The following is a 22,322-nucleotide window of genomic DNA, read 5'->3' as shown; positions in this document are numbered from 1 at the left end:
CGGGATGTGGTGTCATTGGAACGATCAAGCGGTCGCCCCGTCAGGTCGAGGAGGTGCGGGTGCCCCAGAGCTCCGAGGACGCCATCGGTCGGATCGAGGCCCGACCCCCGCTGTCGGTGACCCCGCCGACGCTCGCCGACGTCGCCGAACGCGCCGGTGTCTCGCGCCAGACGGTGTCCAACGCGATCAACAACCCCGACCTGCTGCGCCCCGACACCCTGACCCGCGTCCTGGAGTCGATCGACGCGCTGGGCTACTCGCCCAACCGCGCGGCGCGCAACCTGCGCACCCGGGCCTCGCACCTGATCGGCATGCGGATCGGGCCCGCCCAGGAGGGCACCGCGAACGCGACGATGGACCGCTTCGTGCACTCGCTCGTCGACACGTCGCGCGAGGCGGGCTACCACGTGCTGCTCTTCGCCGGCGCCGAGAGCAGCACCAACCCGCTGTCGGGGTACGACGACCTGCTGCGCTCGACCGCGGTGGACGCCTTCGTCGTCACCGACACCTACCTCGGCAACCCGCAGGCGGCCTGGCTCGAGGAGCGGCGCGCGCCGTTCGTCGCCTTCGGCCGGCCGTGGGACGCCCAGCAGAACGGTGGACGCGCCCGGCACTCCTGGGTCGACGTCGACGGCGCGGCCGGCACCGAGCTCGCCACCCGGCACCTGCTCGACAAGGGTCACGAGCGGATCGCCTGGATCGGCTGGCGCAAGGACTCCCGCATCGGTGAGGACCGGCGCTCGGGCTGGACCCGTGCCCTGCACGGCCGCGGGCTGCCGACCACCGGCCTGGCGTCCCGGGTGGAGGACACGGTCGCGTCCGGCCGCGAGGCCAGCGCCCACCTGCTCGACAGCGCCCAGCCCTCGGCCTTCGTGTGCGCCTCCGACACCCTCGCGATGGGGGTCCTGCACACCCTGCGCGATCGTGGGCTGCGCGCCGGCGAGCACGTGGCGGTCGTCGGGTTCGACGACTCACAGGTCGCCCAGGTCGTCCCGCCGGGGCTGACCTCGGTGCGGCAGCCGCTGGAGCAGGTCGCGGTGGAGGTGGTCACCGCTCTCGAGGGGCTGCTCGCGCACCCGCCCGTCGTCGGCACCGGCGTGATGCTGGTGCCGACCCTCGCCGTACGCGGGTCGTCGTAGGCCGCACGGAACCGCGCGCCGGGATCGACCGTCGTACCCCCTGACCCCAGGAGGAAGCGATGCCCCCGCTCGTCAGGCTGCCGATCGTGCTCGGCTCGTGGGCCGCCGTCGCCGGCTGGCTCGTCACGTACGTCGTGCGCAGGATCGCCGGCGCCTCGGACTCGGACCCGCCCATCTGCACCAACATCGTCGGCAGCGTGATCTCGTGCGACGACGGAGTCGGCTCGTGGTGGCTCGACGCCTTCGGTGTCGCCGCCCTGGCCTTCGTCGTCGTGGCAGGGGCGACGCTCCTCGTCGGTCGCGCTAGAAGCCTCGCCACCAGACGTTGACGGCGTAGTCGACCTCGGTGCCCTCGTGCTCGGCCAGCACGGCCTCGGCCACACCGGGGTTGAGCTCGATGCGGACCACCGACTCCAGGTCGGCGCGCGAGGTGAACGACCACCGCATGTCGACCGGGATCCGGCTCCAGCCGCGTGTCGACCAGAACCGCTCGACGGCGACGGGGTCGACGTCGGGGAAGCCGCGGCGGAACCACGAGCCGAAGGTCGACCGGGTCGGGTCGTTGTCGATGACGAACGCCGTGCCGCCCCGTCGTACGACGCGGTCGAGCTCGGCGAGGCCCGGCTCGCAGCCCGGACCGAAGAAGTAGGCCCAGCGGGCGTGTGCGACGTCGACCGAGGCGTCCGGCAGCGGGAGCGCCTGGGCGGTGCCGCCGTGGACGGTGACGTTCGGGAGCCGGCGGGTGCGCCGCCGGGCCAGGGACACCAGGTCGCCGTGCGGCTCCACGCCCACCACCGAGGCGGCGGTCGCGGCGAACCACGGCAGGTGGAAGCCGGTGCCGCAGCCGACGTCGAGCACGGCCCGGCCGTCCCAGGACGCGACCGACCGCATCGCGGCCTCGATCGCACCGTCCGGGTCGACGGCGCGGTTCTCGGTCTCGTACGTCGCGGTGTGGTGCCAGATGTTGGGGCTCGGCCGAGCCCCGGGGGAGACGCTCAGGGCGTCAGAGCCGGACGAGCCCGCGGGGCGTCTGGAACTGGACGGCGAGGATGCCGGGGGTGCCGTTGGGGGCGACCCACTCGACCTTCACGTCCTCCAGCGGGGCCTCGACGGACTCGCCGAGCCACTCGCTGACCCGCAGCGGGTCCCCGACGATCTCCAGGCAGGCCAGGGAGAAGTCCGGGTCGGCACCCGTGCTCGGGTGCATGTCGGCGGGGCTCTCCCACTCGATGAAGAAGGGCAGCTGCGGGTCGGACATCAGGCCGCTCACGCCGATCTGCTTCCAGCGGAGCTCGGAGCCGTCGGGGCGGTGCCGGTTGCCCTTGACGGCCTCGCGGCCCAGGCGGGACTCGACGACCGCGATGTCCTTGACGGCGACGACCCAGCCGAGCCAGCCGCCACCGAGGGCGGAGCGAGCGCGGACGGCCTGGCCGAACGCGGCCTTGTCGGACGCGGGGTGGTCGAGGACCTCGACGATCTCGAGGTAGGTGCCGCCGGCGAGCGGCAGGATCATGTTGCGGGTGCCGAAGCGGGGGTGCACACCGCCGTCGACGAAGTCCTTGCCGAGCAGTCCCCCGAGGCGCTGGGCGGTGCTGGCGAGGCCATCAGGTCCCGCGGCGAAAGAGAGATGGTCCAGGCGCATGCAGAAGATTCTGAGCGCCCTTCCGACGACGGTGGACACCGGGGTCGGGGTTTCTTGATGTCGAGATGGTTACCGCGGATCGGCAGGATGGAGCGCGAGCGCCGACCGGGAGCGGACGTGCGCGTCGCAGTGCCGCACCAGCTCCTCGTACGCCGCCCGGCCCATCAGCGCGGTGAGCTCGGCCTCGTGGGTGAGGTAGACCGGCTCGGGGGCGACGTGCGCCTCGGTGTTGCCCGAGCAGTACCAGTCGAGGTCGTGGCCGCCCGGCCCCCAGCCGCGACGGTCGTACTCGCCGATCGAGACCTCGGTGTACGACGTGCCGTCCTGGCGCTCGACGGTGCGGAAGGTGCGGCGGATCGGCAGCTGCCAGCAGACGTCGGGCTTGGTCTCGACGGGGTTCTTCTCGAGCACGAACGCCAGTGCGTGCAGGGCGCAGCCCGCTCCGAGCTCGAAGTCCTTGCGGTTGTGGAAGACGCAGGCCTGCTGCCCGTCGACGACGGTCGTGAGCGTCTTGCGCTCGCCGTCCTCGTCGACCTCGATCCAGTCCTTCTTCTTGACCGCGCGTCCCTGCGGCTTCTGCTGCCACAGCTTCTCGTCGAGCTGGTCGACGTAGGCCGCGACCCGCTTCTCGTCCGCCTTGTCGGCGAAGTGCGCACCGAGGGTGCAGCAGCCGACGTCGGGGGCGTCGTCGTAGATGCCGCAGCAGCCCTGGCCGAAGATGCACATGTAGCTCGACGTCAGCCACGTCAGGTCGCAGCGCAGCACCTCGGACGCGTCGTCGGGGTTCACGAACTCGACGTACGCGCGGGGAAAGACCAGGTCGACTTCGGGCACGGACGCAACCCTACGGTGCGGTCCCCGGCTAGTAGCGTGGGAGCCATGCGTCTGGGCGTCCTCGACATCGGGTCCAACACCGGACACCTGTTGGTGGTCGACGCGCACCGCGGCGCCGCGCCGCTGCCGGCCTTCTCCTACAAGGAGCCGCTGCGCCTTGCCGAGCACCTCGACGACACGGGAGCCGTGTCGCAGCAGGGGATCGACGCCCTGGCCGCCTTCACCGCGCAGGCCCAGAGGGTCGCGGAGGAGAAGGGCTGCGAGGACATGCTCGCCTTCGCCACCTCGGCGGTCCGCGACGCCGTCAACGGCGACGCCGTGCTCGCCGAGGTCGACGAGCGCACCGGTCTGCCGATCGAGGTGCTCTCGGGTGACGACGAGGCGCGGCTGACCTTCCTCGCCGTACGCCGCTGGCTGGGCTGGTCCGCCGGACACCTGTGGGTCTTCGACATCGGCGGCGGATCGCTCGAGATGGCCGGCGGGGCGGACGAGGAGCCCGAGGTCGCCTGGTCGCTGCCGCTGGGCGCCGCGCGACTGGCGCGTCAGCACTTCGACGTCGACCGCCCCGACGAGGACGACGTACGCCGCCTCCGCAAGCAGATCCGTGCCGACATCGCACGTGACGCCGGCCGGATGCTGCGCCACGGAGCCCCCGACCACGCGGCCGCGACCTCCAAGACCTTCCGCTCCCTGGCTCGGATCTGCGGCGCGGCCCCGTCCGGGGACGGGCCCCTCGTGCCGCGCTCGCTGCCGGTGAGCGAGCTCTCGGAGTGGATCCCCAAGCTGGTCTCCATGAGGCGCGACGAGCTCGCACACCTGCCGGGGGTCTCCTCCAGCCGGGCGCACCAGATCGTCCCGGGGGCCCTGGTCGCCGAGGCCGTGATGGACATCTTCGAGCTGCCCGCCCTGGAGATCTGCCCCTGGGCGCTGCGCGAGGGTGTGATCCTCGAACGTCTCGACCAGATCGGCGCGCTGCTGTGACCACCCCACAGCATCGCGGCCTTCCCCCGCTGCGCTCCTCCCGTCCACGATTCTGCGGGGACCCCGGATGAGCAGCGTCCCGCGGATCGGTCTCTCGACGGTCTCGGTCTACCCCGAGTCGTCGGCCCACGCCTTCTCCTACGCGTCGTCGCTGGGCTACGACACGATCGAGGTGATGGTCGGGATCGATGCCCTGAGCCAGCAGACGTCGGCGATCAAGCAGCTCTCCGACCACCACGACCTCCCGGTCTCCGCCGTGCACGCGCCGTGCCTGCTCTTCACCCAGCGGGTCTGGGGCACGGAGCCGTGGGGCAAGCTCGAGCGCTCCGCCGAGATGGCGCACGCCGTCGGCGCCGAGGTGGTCGTCGTGCACCCGCCGTTCCGCTGGCAGAAGGCCTACGCCCGCGAGTTCGTCGACGGGATCGCGGCCCTGGAGGCCTCGACCGGTCTCGCCTTCGCCGTCGAGAACATGTATCCCTGGCGGGCCTCCGGCCGGAAGGCCGAGATGTACCTGCCCGGCTGGGACCCGTCGACGGAGTCCTACGCCAACACCACGATCGACCTCTCGCACGCGGCGATCGCGCACGACGACGTGGTCGCGATGGCCACCCGGCTCGGCGACCGGCTGCGGCACATCCACCTCACCGACGGCACCGGCTCGGCCAAGGACGAGCACCTCGTGCCGGGCCGTGGGTCGATGGACGCCGACGTGTTCCTCCGGCACCTCGCGACGACGGGCTTCTCCGGCGAGGTGGTGCTCGAGATCAACACCCGCAAGTGCGTCGACCGCGCCGAGCGGGAGCGCGACCTGCGCGAGTCGCTGGAGTTCGCCCGCGAGCACCTGGCGGTCGGGACTCCGTGACGAGCCCCCGGCGGGGACGCCGACCGGGCGCGCCGGACACCCGGGCCGGGATCCTGACAGCGGCCCGGGAGCTCTTCGCCGCCCAGGGCTTCGCCGGTACGTCGATCCGCGCGGTCGCGGCCTCGGCGGGCGTCGACGCCGCCCTGGTGCACCACTACTTCGGCAGCAAGGACGACCTGTTCGTCGCCGCGCTCGAGCTGCCGGTGGATCCGCGCGAGCGGCTGGCCGAGGTCGTCGCGCTGGGACCGGACGGCGCGGGCGAGCGCATGGTGCGCGTCTTCCTCTCGGTCTGGGACGACCCCGACCTCCGGCTCCCGCTGGTCGGGCTCGCCCGCAGCATCTTGGACCCGTCCAGCCAGCGTCTCCTGCGTGACGGGTTCGTGCCCGCCGTGCTCCAGCCGGTCGGCGTCGCCCTCGGCATCGACCGGCCCGACGTTCGCATGCCGCTCGTCGCCAGCCAGGTGATCGGCCTGATCCTCACCCGCTACGTCCTCGAGGTCGAGCCGATCGCATCCCTGCCGGCCGACGACCTGGTCGCGATCTACGGCCCGACGGTCCAGCGGTACCTGACCGGGCCGCTGTCGTAGGTCGGCGTTCCCAGGGATACCCGGTTGACCGGGGAAGCTCGAACTGGGAGGGCATTGCAGTGCCCTCCCAGTTAACGAAGAGACGGTCGGCCGGGTATCCCTGCGACCTCTTGCGACCCCCGCTCCACACGACCCATAATTCATCACATGGTGAAAAACGCGGTGGAGATCAGCGACCTCCACGTCGTCCGCGGCGGGCACGACGTGCTGGAGCACCTCGACCTCTCGATCGGCGACGGGGTCACCGGGCTCCTCGGCCCGAGCGGCTGCGGCAAGTCGACGCTGATGCGCTGCCTGGTCGGTGTCCAGCAGGTCGCCGGTGGGACGGTCCGGGTGTTCGGCCAGGAGGCCGGCAGTCGGCCGCTGCGCGACCGGATCGGCTACGTCACCCAGGCCGCGAGCGTGTACGACGACCTCTCGGTCGCCGAGAACCTCCGGTTCTTCGCGCGGGTGCTCGGCGTCGACCGGCAGGAGGTGGACCGGGTGGTGGAGGCCGTCGACCTCGGGAGCCAGCGCGACCGCGTGGTCGGGCGGCTGAGCGGCGGTCAGCGGAGCCGGGCCAGCCTGGCGGTCGCGCTGCTCGGCAGCCCCGACCTCCTGGTCCTGGACGAGCCGACGGTCGGCCTCGACCCCGTCCTGCGCGAGGACCTCTGGGCTCTCTTCCACGAGCTCGCCGCCGGTGGCACGGCGGTCCTCGTCTCCAGCCACGTGATGGACGAGGCCGAGCGGTGCGACCGGCTGCTGCTGATGCGCGAGGGCCGGATCATCGCCGACGGGTCGCCGACCGAGATCAAGCAGCAGGCCGGCGCCGACTCCGTCGACGCGGCGTTCCTCGCCATCGTCCGCTCGGACGCGGCATGAGTCCCCGCATCCTGGGGGCGGTGACGGCCCGCGTGATCCTTCAGGTCCGCTGCGACCCGCGCACCCTGGTCCTGCTGCTGGTGCTGCCGTGCGTCCTGATCACCCTCCTGTGGTGGATGTTCGAGAACACGCCGTACTTCGACCAGTTCGGGCCGGCGGTGCTCGCGATGTTCCCGTTCATCGTGATGTTCCTGGTGACCAGCGTGACCACGCTGCGCGAGCGCAGCGGCGGCACCCTCGAGCGCCTGCTGGCCATGCCGATGGGCAAGATCGACTTCCTCGGCGGGTACGCCGTGGCGTTCGGCGCCGTCGCCGCGATCCAGGCCGTGCTCGCGGTCGGGCTGAGCGTCGGCGTGCTGGGCCTCGACGTCCAGGGGCCCGTCTGGCTGCTCGCGGTCGTCGCGATCGCCGACGCGGTCCTGGGCACGGCGCTCGGCCTGTTCGTCAGCGCGTTCGCGCGGACAGAGTTCCAGGCCGTGCAGTTCATGCCGCTGGTGGTGATCCCGCAGATCCTGCTCTGCGGGCTCTTCGTGCCCACCGACCAGCTGCCCGACGCGCTCGAGTGGGTCAGCCGGGTGCTGCCGCTCACGTACGCCGTCGACGCGATGCAGACGCTCACCGTCACGGCCGACACCGGTGACGTCTGGCAGGACCTCGCGGTCATCGCCGGGTACGCCGTGGTCGTGCTGGTGCTGGGCGCGGCGACCCTGCGCCGACGTACTCCCTGAGGGGCACCCCTGAAATCGGGCTTCGGCCGGGTCCCGTCGTAGCCTGAGAGGCATGTCGCTCCTCCGCCAGCCCCTGCTGCTGCTCGCCCGCAGCGAGCAGGTCAAGAAGCTCGTCAGCACCATGCCCGTCTCCGCCGGCATCGTCCGCAGCTACGTGCCCGGTGAGACCACCGCGGCCGCCGCCGACGCCACCGCCGTGCTGTCCGAGGACGGGCTCCTCGTGACGCTCGACTTCCTCGGCGAGGACACGCTGGACGCGGAGCAGGCCGACGCGACGGTGACGGCGTACCTCGACCTCCTCCAGCAGCTCTCGGCGCGCGGCCTGACCCGCGGCGCGGAGGTGTCGGTGAAGCTGAGCGCGATCGGGCAGTTCCTCCCCGAGGTCGGCCACAAGGTCGCCCTGGAGAACGCGCGCACCATCTGCCGGGCGGCCCGCAACGCCGGCACCACGGTCACCCTCGACATGGAGGACCACACCACCACCGACTCGACCCTCGGCATCCTGCGCGAGCTGCGCAAGGACTTCCCCGAGACCGGTGCCGTGCTCCAGGCGATGCTGCACCGCACCGAGGCCGACTGCCGGGCGCTGGCCCACGAGGGCTCCCGGGTCCGGCTCTGCAAGGGTGCCTACCTCGAGCCCGAGGAGGTCGCCTTCCAGGACCGGCTCGAGATCGACAAGTCCTACGTCCGCTGCCTCAAGGTGCTGCTGGCCGGCGAGGGCTACCCGATGATCGCCACCCACGACCCGCGCATGGTCGAGATCGCCGGCTCGCTCGCGAGCCGCTTCGGTCGCGCGCCGGGGACCTACGAGTTCCAGATGCTCTACGGCATCCGACCCGAGGAGCAGCGCCGGCTCGCGGGCAAGGGCGAGCGGATGCGCGTCTACGTCCCCTACGGCACCGAGTGGTACGGCTACCTGATGAGAAGGCTCGCTGAGCGTCCGCAGAACCTGTCATTCTTCGTCCGCTCGCTGATCTCCAAGAAGTAAGTCCCCAGAAGTAAGGACGAGCCCATGTCCCAGACCGCCATCCTCGGCGCCGGAGTCATGGGCGAGACCCTGCTCTCGGGCCTGGTCCGCGCCGGCCGCCGCGTCGACAACCTGCTCGTCGGCGAGAAGCGTCCGGAGCGTGCCCGCGAGCTCGAGGAGCGGTACGGCGTCGCCGTGGTCGACAACCGCGAGGCGGCCGAGAAGTCGGACACGGTCGCGCTCGTCGTCAAGCCGCAGGACATGGGCGACGTGCTCGACGAGATCGCCTCCGTGCTGCGCCCCGGCCAGCTGCTCGTCTCGCTGGCGGCCGGCATCACCACCGCCTTCATCGAGTCCCGGGTGCCCGAGGGCGTCGCCGTCGTCCGGGTCATGCCGAACACCCCGGCGCTCGTCGACGAGGGCATGGCGGCCATCTCGCCCGGCAGCCACTGCTCCGACGAGCACCTCGCCGAGGCGGAGGCGCTGATGGCCTCGGTCGGCAAGGTGCTGCGCATCCCGGAGCGCCAGCAGGACGCCGTCACGGCGATCTCCGGCAGCGGGCCGGCGTACATCTTCTTCGTCGTCGAGTCGATGATCGAGGCCGGCGTGCACCTCGGGCTGCCGCGCTCCACCGCGACCGACCTCGTCGTCCAGACCGTCGTCGGCTCCGCGAAGATGCTCCGCGAGACCGGCACCCACCCGACCGTGCTCCGCGAGCAGGTCACCTCGCCCGCGGGCACCACGGCCGCGGCGCTGCGCGAGCTCGAGATCCACAAGGTCCGGGCCGCCTTCCTGGCCGCGATGGAGGCCGCGCGCGACCGGTCCCGCGCGTTGGCCGAAGGCAGCTGATGCTCCCGCTCGTCTGGGGTGCCACCCCGGACGAGCACGCGCGCACCTACCCGGCCGACGCGATGGTCGACGGCCCGGTGCTGCGGATGACCCGCGCCGTACCCGTCGCCGCCGGCCCCGAGCTGGTCTGGCGGTGGCTGTGCCAGATGGAGGTCGGGCCCTACTCCTACGACTGGATCGACAACCGGGGCCGCCGCTCGCCCCGTCGGCTCACACCGGGCGTCGAGGACCCGGCGGTCGGCCAGCGGGTCCAGGTCTTCCGGGTCACCGACGTCGATCCGGGCCACCACTGGAGCGGCCTGACGATCCCGAAGGTCTTCGGTCGCACCGCCGTCACGTACGCCGTGGAGGCGGACGGCGCCGGGAGCCGCCTCGTCTGCCGGATCCTCACCGGCCAGCGCGGGCCGGTCGCCTGGGCGGCGTCGCGACTGCTCGCCTGGGGCGACCTGGTGATGATGCGCAAGCAGCTGCTCACCTTCCGGGAGCTCGCCGAGCGCGACGCGCGCTCGGCCGACTGAGGGAACGACCGAACCGAACCGCCGTCAGCAGGCATCCTCAGGGTGTGAGCACGGTGCCGGACTTCGCGAGCTTCTACGTCGCGGCGCGCCCGACGCTGCTGCGCACGACGTACGCCGTCACCGGTGACCGGCAGCTCGCCGAGGACGCCGTGCAGGTGGCCTTCGCCAAGGCGTACGCCTCGTGGTCGCGGGTGCACCGCGCCAGCGACCCGACCGCCTACGTGCGCCGGATCGCGATCAACGCCGCGATCGGCCACCACCGCCGGGCGTCCTTCCGCCGCGAGACGCCGGTGGACCGGCTGCCGGACCGCGTGGCGGACCCTGCTCCGGACCTGCTCGAGCGGGACGAGGTCTGGCGCGCGGTGCGCGCCCTGCCACCACGGCAGCGTGCGGTCGTGGTGCTGCGCTACTACGAGGACCTGAGCGAGCGCCAGATCGCCGACGCCCTCGGGTGCCGCCCGGGGACGGTGAAGTCGCAGGCCGCGGCCGCGCTGGCGACCCTGCGCACCCGGCTCGGCGAGCTGGACCCAGCGGAAGGAGACCGCGCATGAGCCCCCGCACCAGCATCGAGGACCGCCTCCGCAGCCGGCTGACCGACGGCCTCGCCGGTGTCGACCCGGGGCCGGGGGACCGGTTCGCCGCTGAGCAGCTCGGCCGGCGCCTCCGACGCCGTCGGAGGATCGTCGAGGGAGCGGCCGCGGTCGCGGTCCTCGCCGTCGTCGTCGCGCTGGTCGCTGGCCCGAGACTCGGCGACGCCCGTCGTGTCGACCCGGCCCCGGCCCCGCCCGTCGGCGGCAGCTGGCACGCCGGCGCCCCCTCGCCGGTCGGCCCTCGCTGGGCGCCGGTCACGGCGTGGACCGGCACGGAGGCGCTGGTCCTCGGCGGCGGCACCGACTCGCCCTGCCCGCCGGCCGCCAGCTGCGTGGCCGCGGACCCGATGGCCGAGGACGGCGCGGCGTACGACCCCGCGACCGACACCTGGCGCCGGATCGCCGACGCACCGGTGCCGATCGGCTACTGGTTCCGCCCGGTGGTCGTCGGCCGGACCCTGGTGCTCTTCGACGGCGCGCGCCGCTGGCTCGCCTACGACATCGAGGGCGACACCTGGTCGTCCCTGCCCGCGGCGCCGGCGCGGGTCTCCGACAGCGGCAACCTGCAGGCCCTCGACGGCCAGGTGTACGTCATGTCCACGTCGGGCCGGGTGATGGTGCTCAACCCCGCGGCGCGCGCGTGGTCGCGCCTGCCGGTCGACGACCAGGAGCCCCGGCTGACGGCGTACTCCGTGCTGCCCACCGACGACGGGATCTTCGCCTGCGGCGCCGATCCGGACGTGGCGCCCGACGACGGGGACACCCCACCCTTCACGATCGTCGACCGGTGGGACGGGGCGACCTGGAGCGAGCGCTTCCCGACGACCGGCACGATCGGCGACCTCTGCGCGCACTGGACCGGCACGCGTCTGGTCGCGCTCGACATCCAGACCGCACCCGGCCTCGACGGGAACCCGCCCATGGGTGGACGGCTCGACCCGGAGACCGGACGGTGGAGCAGGCTGCCCGGCGCGCCCGACGTGGAGGCGCGGACGGGCGACGGGTGGTACCCCCACGCCGCGGACGGCCCGCTCATGGCGGCCTGGGGCTACGTCTACGACGACGACGCGGAGACCTGGACGACGCTCGGCAGGCCGCGCTCGGACGTCGACCTCCAGCAGGGCGCGGTCTGGGGCGACGGCCGGCTGATGGTCTTCGGTGGCATCGACGAGGCGACGGCGTACGACGACCCGTCGGGGATCTCGGACGAGACGTGGATCTGGAGCCCCTGACCCGGGGCCGGACCCGGGTAGCCTCGGCCCCGTGATCGAGCTGACCAAGGGCCAGGAGATGGCGCTGCCCGTCGACGCCGGCGTGCTGCGGATGGGGCTGGGGTGGGACAAGAACCCCAGCGCCGGCGGGTTCAGCAGTGGCGGCAACCGTGACGTCGACCTGGACGCGTCGGCCGTCGAGTTCGGTGGCGGTCAGCTCTTCGACCTCGCCTTCTACAACAACACGAGGACCCGCGACGGCTCGGTCGAGCACCTCGGTGACAACACCACGGGCAGTGGCGACGGTGACGACGAGACCATCACCGTCGACCTCGCGAAGGTGCACCGCCAGATCGACACGATCTTCCTGCTCGTCACCAGCTACCAGGGCCACTCGCTCGAGTGGGTCGCCAACGCCTACTGCCGCGTCGTCGACGACCAGGGCACCGAGCTGGCCCGCGTGACGCTGACCCTCGGCGTGCCGGAGACCGGCGTCGTGATGGCCCGGATCGTCCGCGACGGGGAGGGCTGGACCCTGCGCGCCGTCGCCGAGGGGATCGCCGTCAAGCTGCCGACCGAGTCGGGTCCGAAGCTGCGCGCCTTCCTCTGACGCCGGCTCACCCGCGCTCGCCCGTGCGCCGCCGCTCCCCGGCTTCGAGGCACTGCGCGCCCGCGATGGCCGCGCACGCGAGCACGGAGATGAGCACGGAGACCGGGATGCCCACGAACCACACGAGGTACGCCGTGCCGACGCCGGCGTGATCGTCGTGCACCGAGGCAGCCACCAGGCCGGCGAACCAGGTGAGCCAGACCGCGGCAAGGGTCCACAGGTACGGCCTCACGGCAGGGCACCCGACCGGGTCCGGTCCGAAGCTGCGCGCCTTCCCCTGACCAGCCGCCCGACGATCAGCACGTTCAGCACCGCGGCGAGGGTCAGGGCAAGGATCCCGACGACGTCGGTCGTCACCAGGAACCAGGTCGCCGCCTCTCCCGAGCTGGATCCGTGGCACTCGCCCGCGGACGTGCACGACATCGACCCGCTGCTGGTGCTCGGGTTCGCGCCGGGCACCTGCGCCAGCAGGCCGAAGACCACGTAGAAGCCGATCCCGGCCGGCACGCTCGTCGGCAGGGACAGCACTCCCGCGACCAGGATCGGGGCCGGCGAGTCCGTCACGAAGCCGACGGTCGTCATCGTCGCGATCGTCAGCACGTACGCCGCGGCGAGGCCCCGGGTGATCACGACCGCAGCTCCCTCATCAGGCCGACCACGTCGTCGACGACCCCGCGCACGACCGGCATCCGGGACAGGCGCACCAGCCGGTCCACGATCGGGACGATCCGCCGCACGAGGGTCCGGGTCCGCTCCTGGTCCGGGCTGGCGTCGTACACCCAGAAGAGCACGGTGCCCATCTGCAGGAGCCACAGGAGGTCGGGCAGCTCGGCGCGCAGGGCCGGCGCCAGCTTGGCGTCCGACCCGTCGAGCAGCGTCGCGAAGAGCGCGATGCTCGCGTCGCGCGCGGCCGTGGACTCCTCGCTGAACGGCGACAGCGGGCTGCGCGGGTCGGCGGCGTTGCGGAAGAACTGGCCGGCGAACTCGTGGTGCGGCGCCGCCACGTCGAGCCACGCGAGCAGCACCCCCTCGAGACGGCGCGCGAACGCGCGATCACCGTCGAGCACCTGCGCCGCCGCTTCCGCGTGCTCCACCTGGAGCTGGTCGTAGAACGCCTGGACCAGGTGCTCCTTGGAGCCGAAGTAGTAGTAGGCGTTGCCCACCGACACCCCGGCCTCGGTCGCGATCGCGCGCATCGTGGTCCGGTCGTAGCCCTCCTGACGGAAGAGCCGCATCGCGGCGCCGACGATCGCGCCCCGGGTCTGCTCGGCCTTGGAGGTGCTCATCCGAACAGCACCCCGCCGGAGATCACGACCACCAGGAAGAGGAAGGCGGCGACCGGGACGGCGGCGCCCGCGAACGCCAGCCCGACCCCGACGTGCCGGGCGCGCCCGGGGAGGACCGCCAGCACCAGGCCGCCCAGCACGAAGCCCCAGACGAGCAGGACGAAGAGTGGTCCGAGCGGGTCGACCGCGAAGGCCGCCACGACGGCGACCAAGCCGACGGCGACGGTCGCGAGGGTGACCACCGACCCCGGGACGAGCGGCTCCCGGTCTGTTTCGAACGCGTTCAATTCCGCCATGACGACAGCGTACGCCGGGCTCTTGAACATGTTCAAGAGCCCGTTCCGTCACAGGCCGATCGCCGCCTCGGCCGCGGCCAGCACCGGCGCGGTGACCTCCCGGCAGCGCTCGGCCCCGGCGCGGTAGACGCCGTCGACGTACGACGGGTCCGCCGCCAGCTCGGCGTACCGCTTCTGCAGCGGCTCGAGCTCGGCGACGACCGCGTCGGTGACGCTCCGCTTCAGGGCGCCGTACGTCGTGATCCCGTCGGTCGAGCCGCCGCACGCCGCCAGGATCTCCAGCAGGTTGGTCACGCCGGGCTTGCCGGGGTCGGCGCGGACGGCGTCGGCACCGGTGTCGGAGTCCGTGACCGCGCGCGCGACCTTGCGGCGTACGACGTCGGGCGGGTCGAGCAGCGCGATGACGCCGGCCGCGGAGGTGTCCGACTTGCCCATCTTGCGGCTCGGGTCGTCGAGGCGCATCACCCGCGCGCCGACCGCGGGCACGGTCACCTCGGGGACCGTGAAGACCGGGCCGTAGGCGTTGTTGAAGCGGAGGGCGAGGTCGCGGGTGAGCTCCACGTGCTGGCGCTGGTCGGCGCCGACCGGCACGCGCTGCGTGCGGTAGAGCAGGATGTCGGCCGCCATCAGCGCCGGGTAGGTGTAGAGCGAGACCCGCGTCGAGTCGACCCCGCGGCCCTTCTCCTTGAACTGGATCATCCGGTTCAGCTCGCCGGTGTGGGCTGTGCACTCCAGCAGGTAGGCGAGCTGCGCGTGCGCCGGCACCCGGCTCTGCACGAAGAGCGTCGCGTCGTCGAGCCCGGCGGCCAGGAGCAGGGTGGCGGTCTCGCGTACGACGTCGCGCAGCTGCGCCGGGTCGTGCGGCGTCGTCAGGGCGTGCAGGTCGGCGATGCCGTAGAAGCAGTCGTCCTCGTGCTGGCCGGCGGCCATGGGGCGCAGGGCGCCGAGCAGGTTGCCGAGCGTCAGGTGGCCGCTCGGGGTGAGCAGCGAGAGCTGGCGGTTCATGGGTTCTCCTGGAGGTGAGAGCCCACGGGTCGTCCGGACATGACGAACGGCCGCCCGTGGGCGGCCGTCGAAAGGGTGTGCTGAGAGGCGGGCCGCCGTCAGGCGGGCCACCACTGGGTGGAACGGGTCGTCAGCACCCACCCACTGTAGCGGTAGCGTCCGTCACATGGCCCCGTCGTCGCATGCGTGCTCAGGGCCGGCCACGGTCGTCTTCGACCCGAGCCTGACCGAGTACGACTTCGGACCGGACCACCCGATGTCGCCCCTGCGCGTGGACCTCACGATGCGGCTCGCGAGCGAGCTCGGTGTGGTCGGCGACCGGCTGCGCGTCGTACCCGCGCCGGTGGCGTCGGACGACCTGATCGCGACCGTGCACCGCCCCGAGCTCATCGAGGCCGTCATCCGGGCCGGTCGCGACCCGCGCACGGTCGACGGTGTCCACGGCCTGGGCTCCGACGACAACCCCGTCTTCCACGACATGCACCACGCGACGGCGCACATCGTCGGCGCCAGCGTCGAGGCGTTCCGCCAGGTCTGGACCGGGGAGTCGCTGCACGCCGCCAACATCACCGGGGGCCTGCACCACGCCATGCCCGGCCGCGCGAGCGGATTCTGCATCTACAACGACGTCGCGGTCGGCATCCAGAGCCTGCTCGACCAGGGCGCCGAGCGGGTCGCGTACGTCGACCTCGACGTCCACCACGGCGACGGCGTCGAGAAGATCTTCTGGGACGACCCGCGGGTGCTGACGATCTCCCTCCACGAGACCGGCCAGATGCTCTTCCCCGGCACCGGCTTCCCGCACGACCTCGGCGGCCCGGCCGCACTCGGGTCGGCCGTGAACGTCGCACTGCCGCCCGGCACCGGCGACGCCGGCTGGCTGCGTGCCTTCCACGCCGTGGTGCCCCCGCTGCTGCGCGAGTTCAAGCCCCAGCTGCTCGTGACCCAGCACGGGTGCGACTCCCACGCGGAGGACCCGCTCGCCCACCTGATGCTCACGGTCGACGGCCAGCGTGCCGCCTACCTGGCCGTCCACGACCTGGCGCACGAGCTGTGCGAGGGCCGCTGGGTCGCCACCGGTGGCGGCGGCTACGCCATCGTCGACGTGGTGCCACGCGCCTGGACGCACCTGCTCGCGATCCTCTCCGGCGCCCCGCTCGAGCCCGGGCTGGACACCCCCGCCGCCTGGCGCGAGCACGTGCGGGAGCGGCTCGGCCGGATCGCGCCGATGCGGCTCACCGACGGCCGCACCCCGGCGTACCGCGACTGGCGCGAGGGCTACGACCCCGAGACCTGGCTCGACCGGGCGATCCACGCGACCCGCATGGAGGCCTTCCCGCTGCACGGCCTCGACCCGCTGCCCTAGGTGCACGCGGCCGGGACGATTCGGGGCGCCCGCGCAAGCGGACACGCCGTGTCCCAATCGTTTCTTTGGTGAACCTCTTCCCCACGAGTCACATCAGGCTCTATTCTCACGGAGCGCGGCGCGTGTGATCACTGGTGGGGAAGCCGGTGGCGCGTCAGACAGAAAGTATCGGTGCACGATGGCTACCAGTTCCGGAGACATCTCTGACTCGAAGTTCCTCACCGTTGCCGAGGTGGCAGCGATGATGCGGGTGTCCAAGATGACCGTCTACCGGCTCGTCCACGGCGGCGACCTGCCCGCCGTCCGGGTCGGCCGGTCCTTCCGTGTCCTCGAGGAGGACGTGGACGAGTACCTGCGCAAGAGCTTCTACAGCGCTGGCTGACCGACGCACCCTCGGGTGCTCAGACAGGGCTCATTCGGGCTCACCCGGTCCGGATGGACCGGCCGATTCTGCCGGGGCACCATCCCCGGATAGGCTGGGCCGGTCCTCCGGGCTGGTCCGGGGGCAGCTGTATGGCTGTTGAAAGGTTTCCCTGTGGGTTCTGTCATCAAGAAGCGGCGCAAGCGCATGGCCAAGAAGAAGCACCGCAAGCTGCTGAAGAAGACGCGCGTCCAGCGTCGCAAGCTCGGCAAGTAGGCCGCGCGGCTCGTTCGCCGTATGGGCAGCGCCGGCAGGGTCGTCCTCGTCACCGGGGTCTCACGTGACCTCGGTCGGAAGTACGCGCGCGCTGCCGCAGCCGACCCCGACGTCGCTCGGGTCATCGGCGTAGACGCCGTGCCGCCACGCGGCGACATCGGCGACGTCTCCTTCGTCCGCGCTGACATCCGCAACCCCGTCATCGCGAAGATCATCGTCAAGGAGGACGTCGACACCGTCGTCCACATGAGCGTGATCTCGACCCCCGGCAGCGCCGGGGGTCGCAACACGATGAAAGAGCTGAACGTCATCGGGACGATGCAGCTCCTGGCGGCGTGCCAGAAGGCACCCGAGCTTCGTTCACTGGTCGTGAAGTCGACGACGACCGTGTACGGCGCGAGCAGCCGCGACCCCGCCATGTTCACCGAGGACATGGAGCCGCGGCGCCCCCCGCGCTCGGGCTACGCCAAGGACGTCGCCGAGATCGAGGGCTACGTGCGCGGGTTCGCGCGCCGGCGCCCCGACGTCCGGGTGACGCTGCTGCGCGCTGCCAACGTGATCGGCCCGCACGTCACCAGCCCGCTGACGTCGTACTTCCGGCTGCCGCTCATCCCGACGGTGCTCGGCCACGACGCCCGCCTGCAGTTCCTCCACGAGCAGGACCTGCTCGCCGTGCTCCGGCACGCCACGCACTCCGACGTCGCCGGCACGTTCAACGTCGCCGGCGACGGCCTGCTGATGCTCTCCCAGGCCGTACGCCGCCTCCAGCGGCCGACCGTCGCGCTGCCGCCCTTCGCCGTCGGCAACGTCGGCTCCGTGCTGCGCTCGGCCCGCGTCGCCGACTTCTCGCCCGAGCAGACGGCGTTCCTCACCTACGGTCGCGGCGTCGACACCACCCGGATGCGCAGCCTGCTCGGCTTCGAGCCCACGTTCACCACCGCGTCCGCGTTCGCGGACTTCGCCGAGCCGTTGCCCGCGACCGGCGGTCGCACCGGCCGGGTGCTCGATCGCCTCGCCGAGCGGCTGCCCGATGCCGGGCCCGATCCAGCGACCGTGCCTGCCGTCGGGGGGAGCGACCATGGGTGACGCCGAGATCATCCCGATCGGCACTCGCGGCCGACCCGGCCGCGGTACCGGCACCCAGCCGTCGTCGGCCGCTCGCGGGCTCGCCCCCAAGACCGCCGCGCCGAAGTCGGCCACCCGGCCGGCACCGGCCACGAAGGCGGCCCCGAAGCCCAAGCCGAAGCCGAAGGCCAAGCCGAAGGCCGCGTCCGAGGCGACGGCACCGGAGCCCACGCGGGCGCCGACCACGACCGACGTGCCGATGCCGAACGGCATCCCGGCCGCCGACTGGCTGGCCGCCGTCCAGCACGGCGCGGCCGAGGTGTTCGGAGAGGACTGGGAGCCCCAGCTGGCGCGCTTCCTGGCGTTCCTGCGCCGACGGGTGGCCGGCGACTACCGGGTCGACGAGTACGGCTTCGACCAGGAGATCACCGAGCGGTTCCTGATGGCCGCACTGCGACCCATCGCCCAGAAGTGGTTCCGGATCGAGGTCCGCGGGATCGAGAACATCCCGACCGACGGTGGCGCGCTGGTGGTCTCCAACCACTCGGGCACGGTCCCGGTCGACGGCCTGATGACCCTCGTGACCATCCACGACGAGACGGGCCGGTTCCTGCGCCCGCTCGGCGCCGACCTGGTCTTCAAGATGCCGTTCGTGGGCTCGATGGCGCGGCGCAGCGGCGCGACGCTGGCCTGCAACGAGGACGCCGAGCGGATGCTCAACGGCGGCGAGCTCGTCGGCGTGTGGCCGGAGGGCTTCAAGGGCATCGGCAAGCCGTACGCCGAGCGCTACAAGCTCCAGCGCTTCGGCCGAGGCGGCTTCGTCTCCGCGGCGGTGCGCACCGGCGTGCCGATCATCCCCCTGTCCGTGGTGGGCGCGGAGGAGATCTATCCCCTCGTCGGCAACCTGCCGTCGCTGGCACGGCTGCTCGGGGTGCCCTACATCCCGATCACGCCGTTCTTCCCGCTGCTCGGCCCGCTGGGTCTCGTGCCGCTGCCCTCGAAGTGGCTGCTCGAGTTCGGCGAGCCGATCCGGACCGACGAGTTCGACGCCGGTGCCGCCGACGACCCGATGCTGGTCTTCAACGTCACCGACCAGGTGCGCGAGACCATCCAGCAGACGCTCTACTCGCTGCTCATGAAGCGGCAGTCGGTGTTCCGCTAGTCGGTTCGTCCGCCCCAGACGCGCCTGGGGCTAGCCGAACGCGGACGACCCGCTCAGGGCTTCGCGGTGCTGCTGGGGACCAGCAGGCCGGTGACCGGGTCGACGACGCCCTGGAGGATCTCGCCGACGCCGCCGACGACCTGGCCGAGCGGGCTCGACGACGGGGAGCTCCCGGAGCCACCGGACGTGCCGGTGGAGCCCTTGCCGGTGAGCACCCCGGTGAGGCCGTCGGTCAGGTCCTTGATCGGGTTCGGGCTGGTCGACGGCGCGGTGCTCGGGTCGAGGACGCTCCCGGGCGGCACGTCGTCGCCGACGACCGGCAGCTGCGGGTCACCCTCGTCGGTGCTCGTGCTGCCCTGCGTGCCGCTCCGACCGGGCTTGCCGGCCTTCTGCCCGGTCGACTGAGCGGCGGGCGGCGTGGGCAGGGCGACCTGCTCGGCGGCGACGAGGGTCGGCGGGATCGACTCGATGACGGTGCCTCCACAGGTCGGGCACTGGAGCGTCGCCTCGGAGTCGATCTGCGCGATCGTGCTGGCCGCGGCGATCAGCTCGTCGCGAGCGCCGTACGGGATCTGCGGCTCGAGGGCGGCGAGCTGGGTCATGCTGCTCGACGCGAAGTCGTGCAGCTCGGCGATCGACGCCTCGCGGCCGGTGTGCGCGTAGTCGGCGAACAGCAGGTCGGCGCCGGAGGTGGCCTGGTCGGTGAAGGTGCTGAGCGTGCGTGCGATCTGCTCGTCGTCGGACGAGTCGCCGGCCTGCGTCAGCGCGGTGGCCTCGTCGAGGCGGCTGGACGCGTTGGCGAGCTCGGTGCTGCCCTTGCGGGCCTCGCCGAGCGACAGGCTGGTGTGGGCGGACTCGAGGACCCGCTTGATCGGGTAGAGCGACTCACCGGGCAGCGCGGACTGCGCCGCCATCGCGACGGAGGTCGTGGCGCCGACGAGAGCGAGGCCACCGACGACGGCGGCGATCCGCCGCTCCCGAGTGGTACGACGAGCCGGTAGCTGGAGTCGGGAGACATCGGTCGGGACCAGCGCGGTCTCCGCCTCGGTCATCAGCCGGGTGCGCAGGTCGGCCACGAACTCGGGCCGCGGCTGCGGGTCGGGCACGCTGCGCAGCGCCCCGACGAGCTGGAGCAGCTCGGCGTCGCGCGCGGCACCGGCGTCGTACGTCTGCCCGGTCGAGAGCTGCTCGACCAGGGTGTCGAAGTCATCGGCGCGCCGTTGCGCCCTGGGCCCCCATGTCATGTCGTGCTCAACGACGCGTCAGGCGGCGGAGTTACGGCAGATCCGCGATCCACGTAAACGATTTCGGGTACGCCGGGCATCAGTCCCGGATCCCTTCCGGCATCAACTTGGCGAGGTTGCGCACCCCGCGCAGCTGGAGCTGCTTGACGGCGCCGTCGCTGCGGCCGAGGACCGCCGCCGTCTCGGCGATGCTCATGCCCTGCAGGAACCGCATCACGAGGCAGTCGCGCTGCTCGGCCGGGAGCTCGGTGAGGGCCTGCATCAGGACCTCGTTGGTCAGCCCGGCAAGCACCATCCCCTCGGGCCCGTCGTCGGTCGCGTCGTCGTGGAGGCTCATGTCCTCCGTGGTCATCTCGAGGCGGGTGCGGCCGGCCTTGAAGTGGTCGGTGGCGAGGTTGCGCGCGATCGTCATCAGCCAGGCGCCGAAGTCCTTGCCCTGCCACCGGAACCCGTTCATGCTCCGCAGCGCGCGGAAGAACGTCTCGGAGGTGAGGTCCTCGGCCAGCGTGGTGGACCTGGTCCGGTAGTAGAGGAAGCGGTAGACCGAGCCCTGGTAGTGGTCGTAGAGGAGGCCGAACGCCTCGGCGTCGCCGCCGCGGGCCAGCTCGACCAGCGCGATCAGGCGGCCGCGCTCGGCGGCGTCCTCCTCGGAGGAGGCGGCCAGGTCGGAGTCGTCGTACCCGCCGCCGGAGCCGGTCCCGGTCTGGGTGCGGCCGGTCGTGACCGCCTCGGTCGCCAGCACTCCCGGCATCCCCGCGAGGAGCGGACGTTCGGCGAGCAGCACCTCGGCGACGAGACGGCGCAGCGAGTCCAGCCCGCGCGCGACGTCATGTCCGACCTGTGCCATGTGGCGAACCCTCCCGATGCTCCTCACTCAGCCATTCCCCAGTAAACGCGAGTTACTCCTCCCGGACCAGACCAGTCGGGTAAAGCCCAGGGGGTGGACGGGCGGGGTCAGTGCCGCCGGCCCCGCAGCGCGACGCCCGCGGCGACGGTGCCCGAGACGGCGCCCGCGACCCCGCCTACGACCAGGCCGGCGCGCAGCGCCTTGCGCCCGGTCCGGTAGTCGTGGATCCGCCAGCCCTGCTCGCGGGCGTACGCGCGCAGCTTGTGGTCCGGGTTGATGGCGCACGGGTCGCCGACCAGGGTGAGCATCGGCAGGTCGTTGTGGGAGTCGGAGTACGCCGAGCACCGGCGCAGGTCGAGCCCCTCGCGCGCCGCCAGCGCCTTGATGGCCTCTCCCTTGGCCGGCCCGTGCAGCATGTCGCCGACCAGCTGGCCGGTGTAGACGCCGTCCACGTGCTCGGCGACGGTGCCCATCGCCCCGGTCAGCCCGAGCCGCCGGGCGATGATCTGGGCGATCTCGATCGGCGCCGCCGTCACCAGCCAGACCCGCTGGCCCTCGTCGAGGTGCAGCTGGGCCAGCGCGCGGGTGCCGGGCCAGATCCGGTGGGCCATGCCCTCGTCGAAGATCTCCTCGCCGAGCTCCTCGAGCTCGGTGACGGTGTGGCCGGCGATGAAGCTGAGTGCCGAGGAGCGGGCCTCGGCCACGTGCTCGGGGTCCTCGACCCCGACCACCCGGAAGTAGGCCTGCTTCCAGGCGGCCCCGAGGATCTCGCGGGTGGTGAAGAACCTGCGCCGGTGCAGCCCCCGCGCCAGGTGGAAGATGCTCGCGCCCTGCATCACGGTGTTGTCGACGTCGAAGAACGCGGCCGCCGAGGCGTCCAGCGGCGGCGTGAGCGCGGACTCGACCTCGGTCGCGGCGGCCGCCGCCTCACCCGCGAGCGTGGACCGCTGCTGCAGGTTGCGCGGTCGCGGCTTCCGGTCAGGGGGCGTCACACGGGCAGGGTAGACCCACCCGGCACGACCGCGAGGTATGGAA

Annotated in this window: 29 protein-coding genes; 18 read left to right on the top strand and 11 right to left on the bottom strand. The window is 72.3% G+C overall.

Annotated elements, in window-relative coordinates:
• Positions 1 to 59: 59 nt before the first annotated feature.
• Positions 60 to 1,139 carry a LacI family DNA-binding transcriptional regulator gene (locus ASC77_RS19740; RefSeq protein WP_235547820.1) on the top strand — a complete coding sequence of 360 codons (1,080 nt, stop codon included), beginning with the start codon at positions 60 to 62 and terminating at the stop codon, positions 1,137 to 1,139.
• A 59-nt stretch (positions 1,140 to 1,198) separates the two neighbouring features.
• Positions 1,199 to 1,468, top strand: coding sequence for a hypothetical protein (locus ASC77_RS19735; RefSeq protein WP_056156925.1), 270 nt, complete (start codon positions 1,199 to 1,201; stop codon positions 1,466 to 1,468).
• On the opposite strand, the gene ASC77_RS19730 is transcribed toward ASC77_RS19735, so the two are convergent.
• The 3 genes from ASC77_RS19730 to ASC77_RS19720 all read right to left on the bottom strand — a co-directional run bounded on the left by ASC77_RS19730 (position 1,443) and on the right by ASC77_RS19720 (position 3,615).
• A complete protein-coding gene (locus tag ASC77_RS19730) occupies positions 1,443 to 2,030 on the bottom strand; it encodes a class I SAM-dependent methyltransferase (protein ID WP_235547818.1) in 588 nt (195 codons plus the stop codon). The two genes, ASC77_RS19735 and ASC77_RS19730, sit on opposite strands and share 26 nt — an antisense overlap.
• A gap of 112 nt (positions 2,031 to 2,142) precedes the next feature.
• Entirely contained in the window at positions 2,143 to 2,781 is a 639-nt protein-coding gene (locus tag ASC77_RS19725; protein WP_056156922.1) for a VOC family protein, read from the bottom strand.
• Between the two features lie 69 nt (positions 2,782 to 2,850).
• Complete coding sequence (locus ASC77_RS19720) at positions 2,851 to 3,615, bottom strand: hypothetical protein (protein ID WP_056156920.1); 765 nt, start codon at positions 3,613 to 3,615, stop codon at positions 2,851 to 2,853.
• Positions 3,616 to 3,660: 45 nt separating this feature from the next.
• On the opposite strand from ASC77_RS19720, the gene ASC77_RS19715 reads away from it, so the two are divergent.
• From ASC77_RS19715 to ASC77_RS19665, 11 genes are all read left to right on the top strand, one after another.
• Positions 3,661 to 4,596, top strand: coding sequence for a Ppx/GppA phosphatase family protein (locus ASC77_RS19715; RefSeq protein ID WP_056156918.1), 936 nt, complete (start codon positions 3,661 to 3,663; stop codon positions 4,594 to 4,596).
• Between the two features lie 67 nt (positions 4,597 to 4,663).
• Positions 4,664 to 5,458 carry a sugar phosphate isomerase/epimerase family protein gene (locus ASC77_RS19710; RefSeq protein WP_056156916.1) on the top strand — a complete coding sequence of 265 codons (795 nt, stop codon included), beginning with the start codon at positions 4,664 to 4,666 and terminating at the stop codon, positions 5,456 to 5,458.
• Positions 5,455 to 6,045: a TetR family transcriptional regulator gene (locus tag ASC77_RS27750; RefSeq protein WP_056156913.1), complete on the top strand. Its 591-nt coding sequence runs from the start codon at positions 5,455 to 5,457 to the stop codon at positions 6,043 to 6,045. Before ASC77_RS19710 ends, ASC77_RS27750 begins: the two co-directional genes overlap by 4 nt.
• 147 nt (positions 6,046 to 6,192) lie before the next feature.
• A complete protein-coding gene (locus ASC77_RS19700; RefSeq protein ID WP_056156911.1) occupies positions 6,193 to 6,906 on the top strand; it encodes an ABC transporter ATP-binding protein in 714 nt (237 codons plus the stop codon).
• Positions 6,903 to 7,634, top strand: a complete 732-nt coding sequence (locus tag ASC77_RS19695) for an ABC transporter permease (RefSeq protein WP_056156909.1) — start codon at positions 6,903 to 6,905, stop codon at positions 7,632 to 7,634. The genes ASC77_RS19700 and ASC77_RS19695 overlap by 4 nt, the downstream gene beginning before the upstream one ends.
• Before the next feature lie 52 nt (positions 7,635 to 7,686).
• The gene (locus ASC77_RS19690) at positions 7,687 to 8,622 is read left to right on the top strand and encodes a proline dehydrogenase family protein (protein ID WP_056156907.1); all 936 of its coding nucleotides are present in this window, start codon (positions 7,687 to 7,689) and stop codon (positions 8,620 to 8,622) included.
• A 24-nt stretch (positions 8,623 to 8,646) separates the two neighbouring features.
• Positions 8,647 to 9,450 carry a pyrroline-5-carboxylate reductase gene (gene proC / locus ASC77_RS19685; RefSeq protein WP_056156905.1) on the top strand — a complete coding sequence of 268 codons (804 nt, stop codon included), beginning with the start codon at positions 8,647 to 8,649 and terminating at the stop codon, positions 9,448 to 9,450.
• The gene (locus ASC77_RS19680) at positions 9,450 to 9,968 is read left to right on the top strand and encodes a hypothetical protein (protein ID WP_056156903.1); all 519 of its coding nucleotides are present in this window, start codon (positions 9,450 to 9,452) and stop codon (positions 9,966 to 9,968) included. The genes proC and ASC77_RS19680 overlap by 1 nt, the downstream gene beginning before the upstream one ends.
• 44 nt (positions 9,969 to 10,012) lie before the next feature.
• Positions 10,013 to 10,519: a SigE family RNA polymerase sigma factor gene (locus ASC77_RS19675; RefSeq protein WP_056156901.1), complete on the top strand. Its 507-nt coding sequence runs from the start codon at positions 10,013 to 10,015 to the stop codon at positions 10,517 to 10,519.
• On the top strand, positions 10,516 to 11,790 hold the full coding sequence (locus ASC77_RS26790; protein WP_056156899.1) for a hypothetical protein: 1,275 nt from the start codon (positions 10,516 to 10,518) through the stop codon (positions 11,788 to 11,790). The genes ASC77_RS19675 and ASC77_RS26790 overlap by 4 nt, the downstream gene beginning before the upstream one ends.
• A 31-nt stretch (positions 11,791 to 11,821) precedes the next feature.
• The gene (locus ASC77_RS19665) at positions 11,822 to 12,379 is read left to right on the top strand and encodes a TerD family protein (RefSeq protein WP_056156897.1); all 558 of its coding nucleotides are present in this window, start codon (positions 11,822 to 11,824) and stop codon (positions 12,377 to 12,379) included.
• A 7-nt stretch (positions 12,380 to 12,386) separates the two neighbouring features.
• On the opposite strand, the gene ASC77_RS19660 is transcribed toward ASC77_RS19665, so the two are convergent.
• Genes ASC77_RS19660 through trpS form a run of 5 tightly spaced genes read right to left on the bottom strand, consistent with a single transcriptional unit; the run spans position 12,387 to position 14,966 of the window.
• A complete protein-coding gene (locus ASC77_RS19660) occupies positions 12,387 to 12,611 on the bottom strand; it encodes a hypothetical protein (RefSeq protein WP_056156895.1) in 225 nt (74 codons plus the stop codon).
• On the bottom strand, positions 12,608 to 13,009 hold the full coding sequence (locus tag ASC77_RS19655) for a hypothetical protein (RefSeq protein ID WP_056156893.1): 402 nt from the start codon (positions 13,007 to 13,009) through the stop codon (positions 12,608 to 12,610). The genes ASC77_RS19660 and ASC77_RS19655 overlap by 4 nt, the downstream gene beginning before the upstream one ends.
• Positions 13,006 to 13,665, bottom strand: coding sequence for a TetR/AcrR family transcriptional regulator (locus ASC77_RS27745; protein WP_056156891.1), 660 nt, complete (start codon positions 13,663 to 13,665; stop codon positions 13,006 to 13,008). Before ASC77_RS27745 ends, ASC77_RS19655 begins: the two co-directional genes overlap by 4 nt.
• Positions 13,662 to 13,961: a hypothetical protein gene (locus tag ASC77_RS19645; RefSeq protein ID WP_156391196.1), complete on the bottom strand. Its 300-nt coding sequence runs from the start codon at positions 13,959 to 13,961 to the stop codon at positions 13,662 to 13,664. The genes ASC77_RS27745 and ASC77_RS19645 overlap by 4 nt, the downstream gene beginning before the upstream one ends.
• A gap of 48 nt (positions 13,962 to 14,009) precedes the next feature.
• The gene (trpS, locus tag ASC77_RS19640) at positions 14,010 to 14,966 is read right to left on the bottom strand and encodes a tryptophan--tRNA ligase (RefSeq protein ID WP_056156887.1); all 957 of its coding nucleotides are present in this window, start codon (positions 14,964 to 14,966) and stop codon (positions 14,010 to 14,012) included.
• Between the two features lie 166 nt (positions 14,967 to 15,132).
• Here trpS and ASC77_RS19635 point away from each other — a divergent pair, with 166 nt between their 5' ends.
• The 5 genes from ASC77_RS19635 (at position 15,133) to ASC77_RS19620 (ending at position 19,196) form a co-directional block, all read left to right on the top strand.
• On the top strand, positions 15,133 to 16,332 hold the full coding sequence (locus tag ASC77_RS19635) for an acetoin utilization protein AcuC (protein ID WP_056156886.1): 1,200 nt from the start codon (positions 15,133 to 15,135) through the stop codon (positions 16,330 to 16,332).
• Positions 16,333 to 16,510: 178 nt separating this feature from the next.
• Positions 16,511 to 16,714, top strand: a complete 204-nt coding sequence (locus ASC77_RS19630) for a helix-turn-helix domain-containing protein (protein WP_056156883.1) — start codon at positions 16,511 to 16,513, stop codon at positions 16,712 to 16,714.
• Positions 16,715 to 16,867: 153 nt separating this feature from the next.
• Positions 16,868 to 16,969, top strand: a complete 102-nt coding sequence (locus ASC77_RS26275) for a 30S ribosomal protein bS22 (RefSeq protein WP_008356322.1) — start codon at positions 16,868 to 16,870, stop codon at positions 16,967 to 16,969.
• A gap of 21 nt (positions 16,970 to 16,990) precedes the next feature.
• Positions 16,991 to 18,055, top strand: coding sequence for an NAD-dependent epimerase/dehydratase family protein (locus tag ASC77_RS19625; protein ID WP_056156881.1), 1,065 nt, complete (start codon positions 16,991 to 16,993; stop codon positions 18,053 to 18,055).
• Positions 18,048 to 19,196: a lysophospholipid acyltransferase family protein gene (locus ASC77_RS19620; RefSeq protein ID WP_056157243.1), complete on the top strand. Its 1,149-nt coding sequence runs from the start codon at positions 18,048 to 18,050 to the stop codon at positions 19,194 to 19,196. Before ASC77_RS19625 ends, ASC77_RS19620 begins: the two co-directional genes overlap by 8 nt.
• A 53-nt stretch (positions 19,197 to 19,249) precedes the next feature.
• On the opposite strand, the gene ASC77_RS19615 is transcribed toward ASC77_RS19620, so the two are convergent.
• The 3 genes from ASC77_RS19615 to ASC77_RS19605 all read right to left on the bottom strand — a co-directional run bounded on the left by ASC77_RS19615 (position 19,250) and on the right by ASC77_RS19605 (position 22,279).
• Positions 19,250 to 20,440 (bottom strand): DUF5667 domain-containing protein, encoded by a 1,191-nt coding sequence (locus tag ASC77_RS19615; RefSeq protein WP_056156879.1) that lies wholly within the window; start codon positions 20,438 to 20,440, stop codon positions 19,250 to 19,252.
• A 79-nt stretch (positions 20,441 to 20,519) separates the two neighbouring features.
• On the bottom strand, positions 20,520 to 21,287 hold the full coding sequence (locus ASC77_RS19610) for a sigma-70 family RNA polymerase sigma factor (protein ID WP_056156877.1): 768 nt from the start codon (positions 21,285 to 21,287) through the stop codon (positions 20,520 to 20,522).
• 107 nt (positions 21,288 to 21,394) lie between these two features.
• Positions 21,395 to 22,279, bottom strand: a complete 885-nt coding sequence (locus ASC77_RS19605; RefSeq protein WP_056156875.1) for an HAD family hydrolase — start codon at positions 22,277 to 22,279, stop codon at positions 21,395 to 21,397.
• Between the last annotated feature and the right edge of the window lie 43 nt (positions 22,280 to 22,322).

Source organism: Nocardioides sp. Root1257 (assembly GCF_001425175.1).
Lineage (GTDB): Bacteria > Actinomycetota > Actinomycetes > Propionibacteriales > Nocardioidaceae > Nocardioides.
Note: the sequence above shows the minus strand (reverse complement) of the source record. Positions and strands in the feature narration are given on the sequence as shown.

Coding starts and splice junctions, on each gene's coding strand:
- ASC77_RS19735 (WP_056156925.1), top strand. CDS start 1,199: ATGCCCCCGCTCGTCAGGCTGCCGATCGTGCTCGGCTCGTGGGCCGCC.
- ASC77_RS19730 (WP_235547818.1), bottom strand. CDS start 2,030: ATGCGGTCGGTCGCGTCCTGGGACGGCCGGGCCGTGCTCGACGTCGGC.
- ASC77_RS19725 (WP_056156922.1), bottom strand. CDS start 2,781: ATGCGCCTGGACCATCTCTCTTTCGCCGCGGGACCTGATGGCCTCGCC.
- ASC77_RS19715 (WP_056156918.1), top strand. CDS start 3,661: ATGCGTCTGGGCGTCCTCGACATCGGGTCCAACACCGGACACCTGTTG.
- ASC77_RS19710 (WP_056156916.1), top strand. CDS start 4,664: ATGAGCAGCGTCCCGCGGATCGGTCTCTCGACGGTCTCGGTCTACCCC.
- ASC77_RS19700 (WP_056156911.1), top strand. CDS start 6,193: ATGGTGAAAAACGCGGTGGAGATCAGCGACCTCCACGTCGTCCGCGGC.
- ASC77_RS19695 (WP_056156909.1), top strand. CDS start 6,903: ATGAGTCCCCGCATCCTGGGGGCGGTGACGGCCCGCGTGATCCTTCAG.
- ASC77_RS19690 (WP_056156907.1), top strand. CDS start 7,687: ATGTCGCTCCTCCGCCAGCCCCTGCTGCTGCTCGCCCGCAGCGAGCAG.
- proC (WP_056156905.1), top strand. CDS start 8,647: ATGTCCCAGACCGCCATCCTCGGCGCCGGAGTCATGGGCGAGACCCTG.
- ASC77_RS19680 (WP_056156903.1), top strand. CDS start 9,450: ATGCTCCCGCTCGTCTGGGGTGCCACCCCGGACGAGCACGCGCGCACC.
- ASC77_RS26790 (WP_056156899.1), top strand. CDS start 10,516: ATGAGCCCCCGCACCAGCATCGAGGACCGCCTCCGCAGCCGGCTGACC.
- ASC77_RS27745 (WP_056156891.1), bottom strand. CDS start 13,665: ATGAGCACCTCCAAGGCCGAGCAGACCCGGGGCGCGATCGTCGGCGCC.
- ASC77_RS19645 (WP_156391196.1), bottom strand. CDS start 13,961: ATGGCGGAATTGAACGCGTTCGAAACAGACCGGGAGCCGCTCGTCCCG.
- trpS (WP_056156887.1), bottom strand. CDS start 14,966: ATGAACCGCCAGCTCTCGCTGCTCACCCCGAGCGGCCACCTGACGCTC.
- ASC77_RS19635 (WP_056156886.1), top strand. CDS start 15,133: ATGGCCCCGTCGTCGCATGCGTGCTCAGGGCCGGCCACGGTCGTCTTC.
- ASC77_RS19630 (WP_056156883.1), top strand. CDS start 16,511: ATGGCTACCAGTTCCGGAGACATCTCTGACTCGAAGTTCCTCACCGTT.
- ASC77_RS19625 (WP_056156881.1), top strand. CDS start 16,991: ATGGGCAGCGCCGGCAGGGTCGTCCTCGTCACCGGGGTCTCACGTGAC.
- ASC77_RS19620 (WP_056157243.1), top strand. CDS start 18,048: ATGGGTGACGCCGAGATCATCCCGATCGGCACTCGCGGCCGACCCGGC.
- ASC77_RS19615 (WP_056156879.1), bottom strand. CDS start 20,440: ATGACATGGGGGCCCAGGGCGCAACGGCGCGCCGATGACTTCGACACC.
- ASC77_RS19610 (WP_056156877.1), bottom strand. CDS start 21,287: ATGGCACAGGTCGGACATGACGTCGCGCGCGGGCTGGACTCGCTGCGC.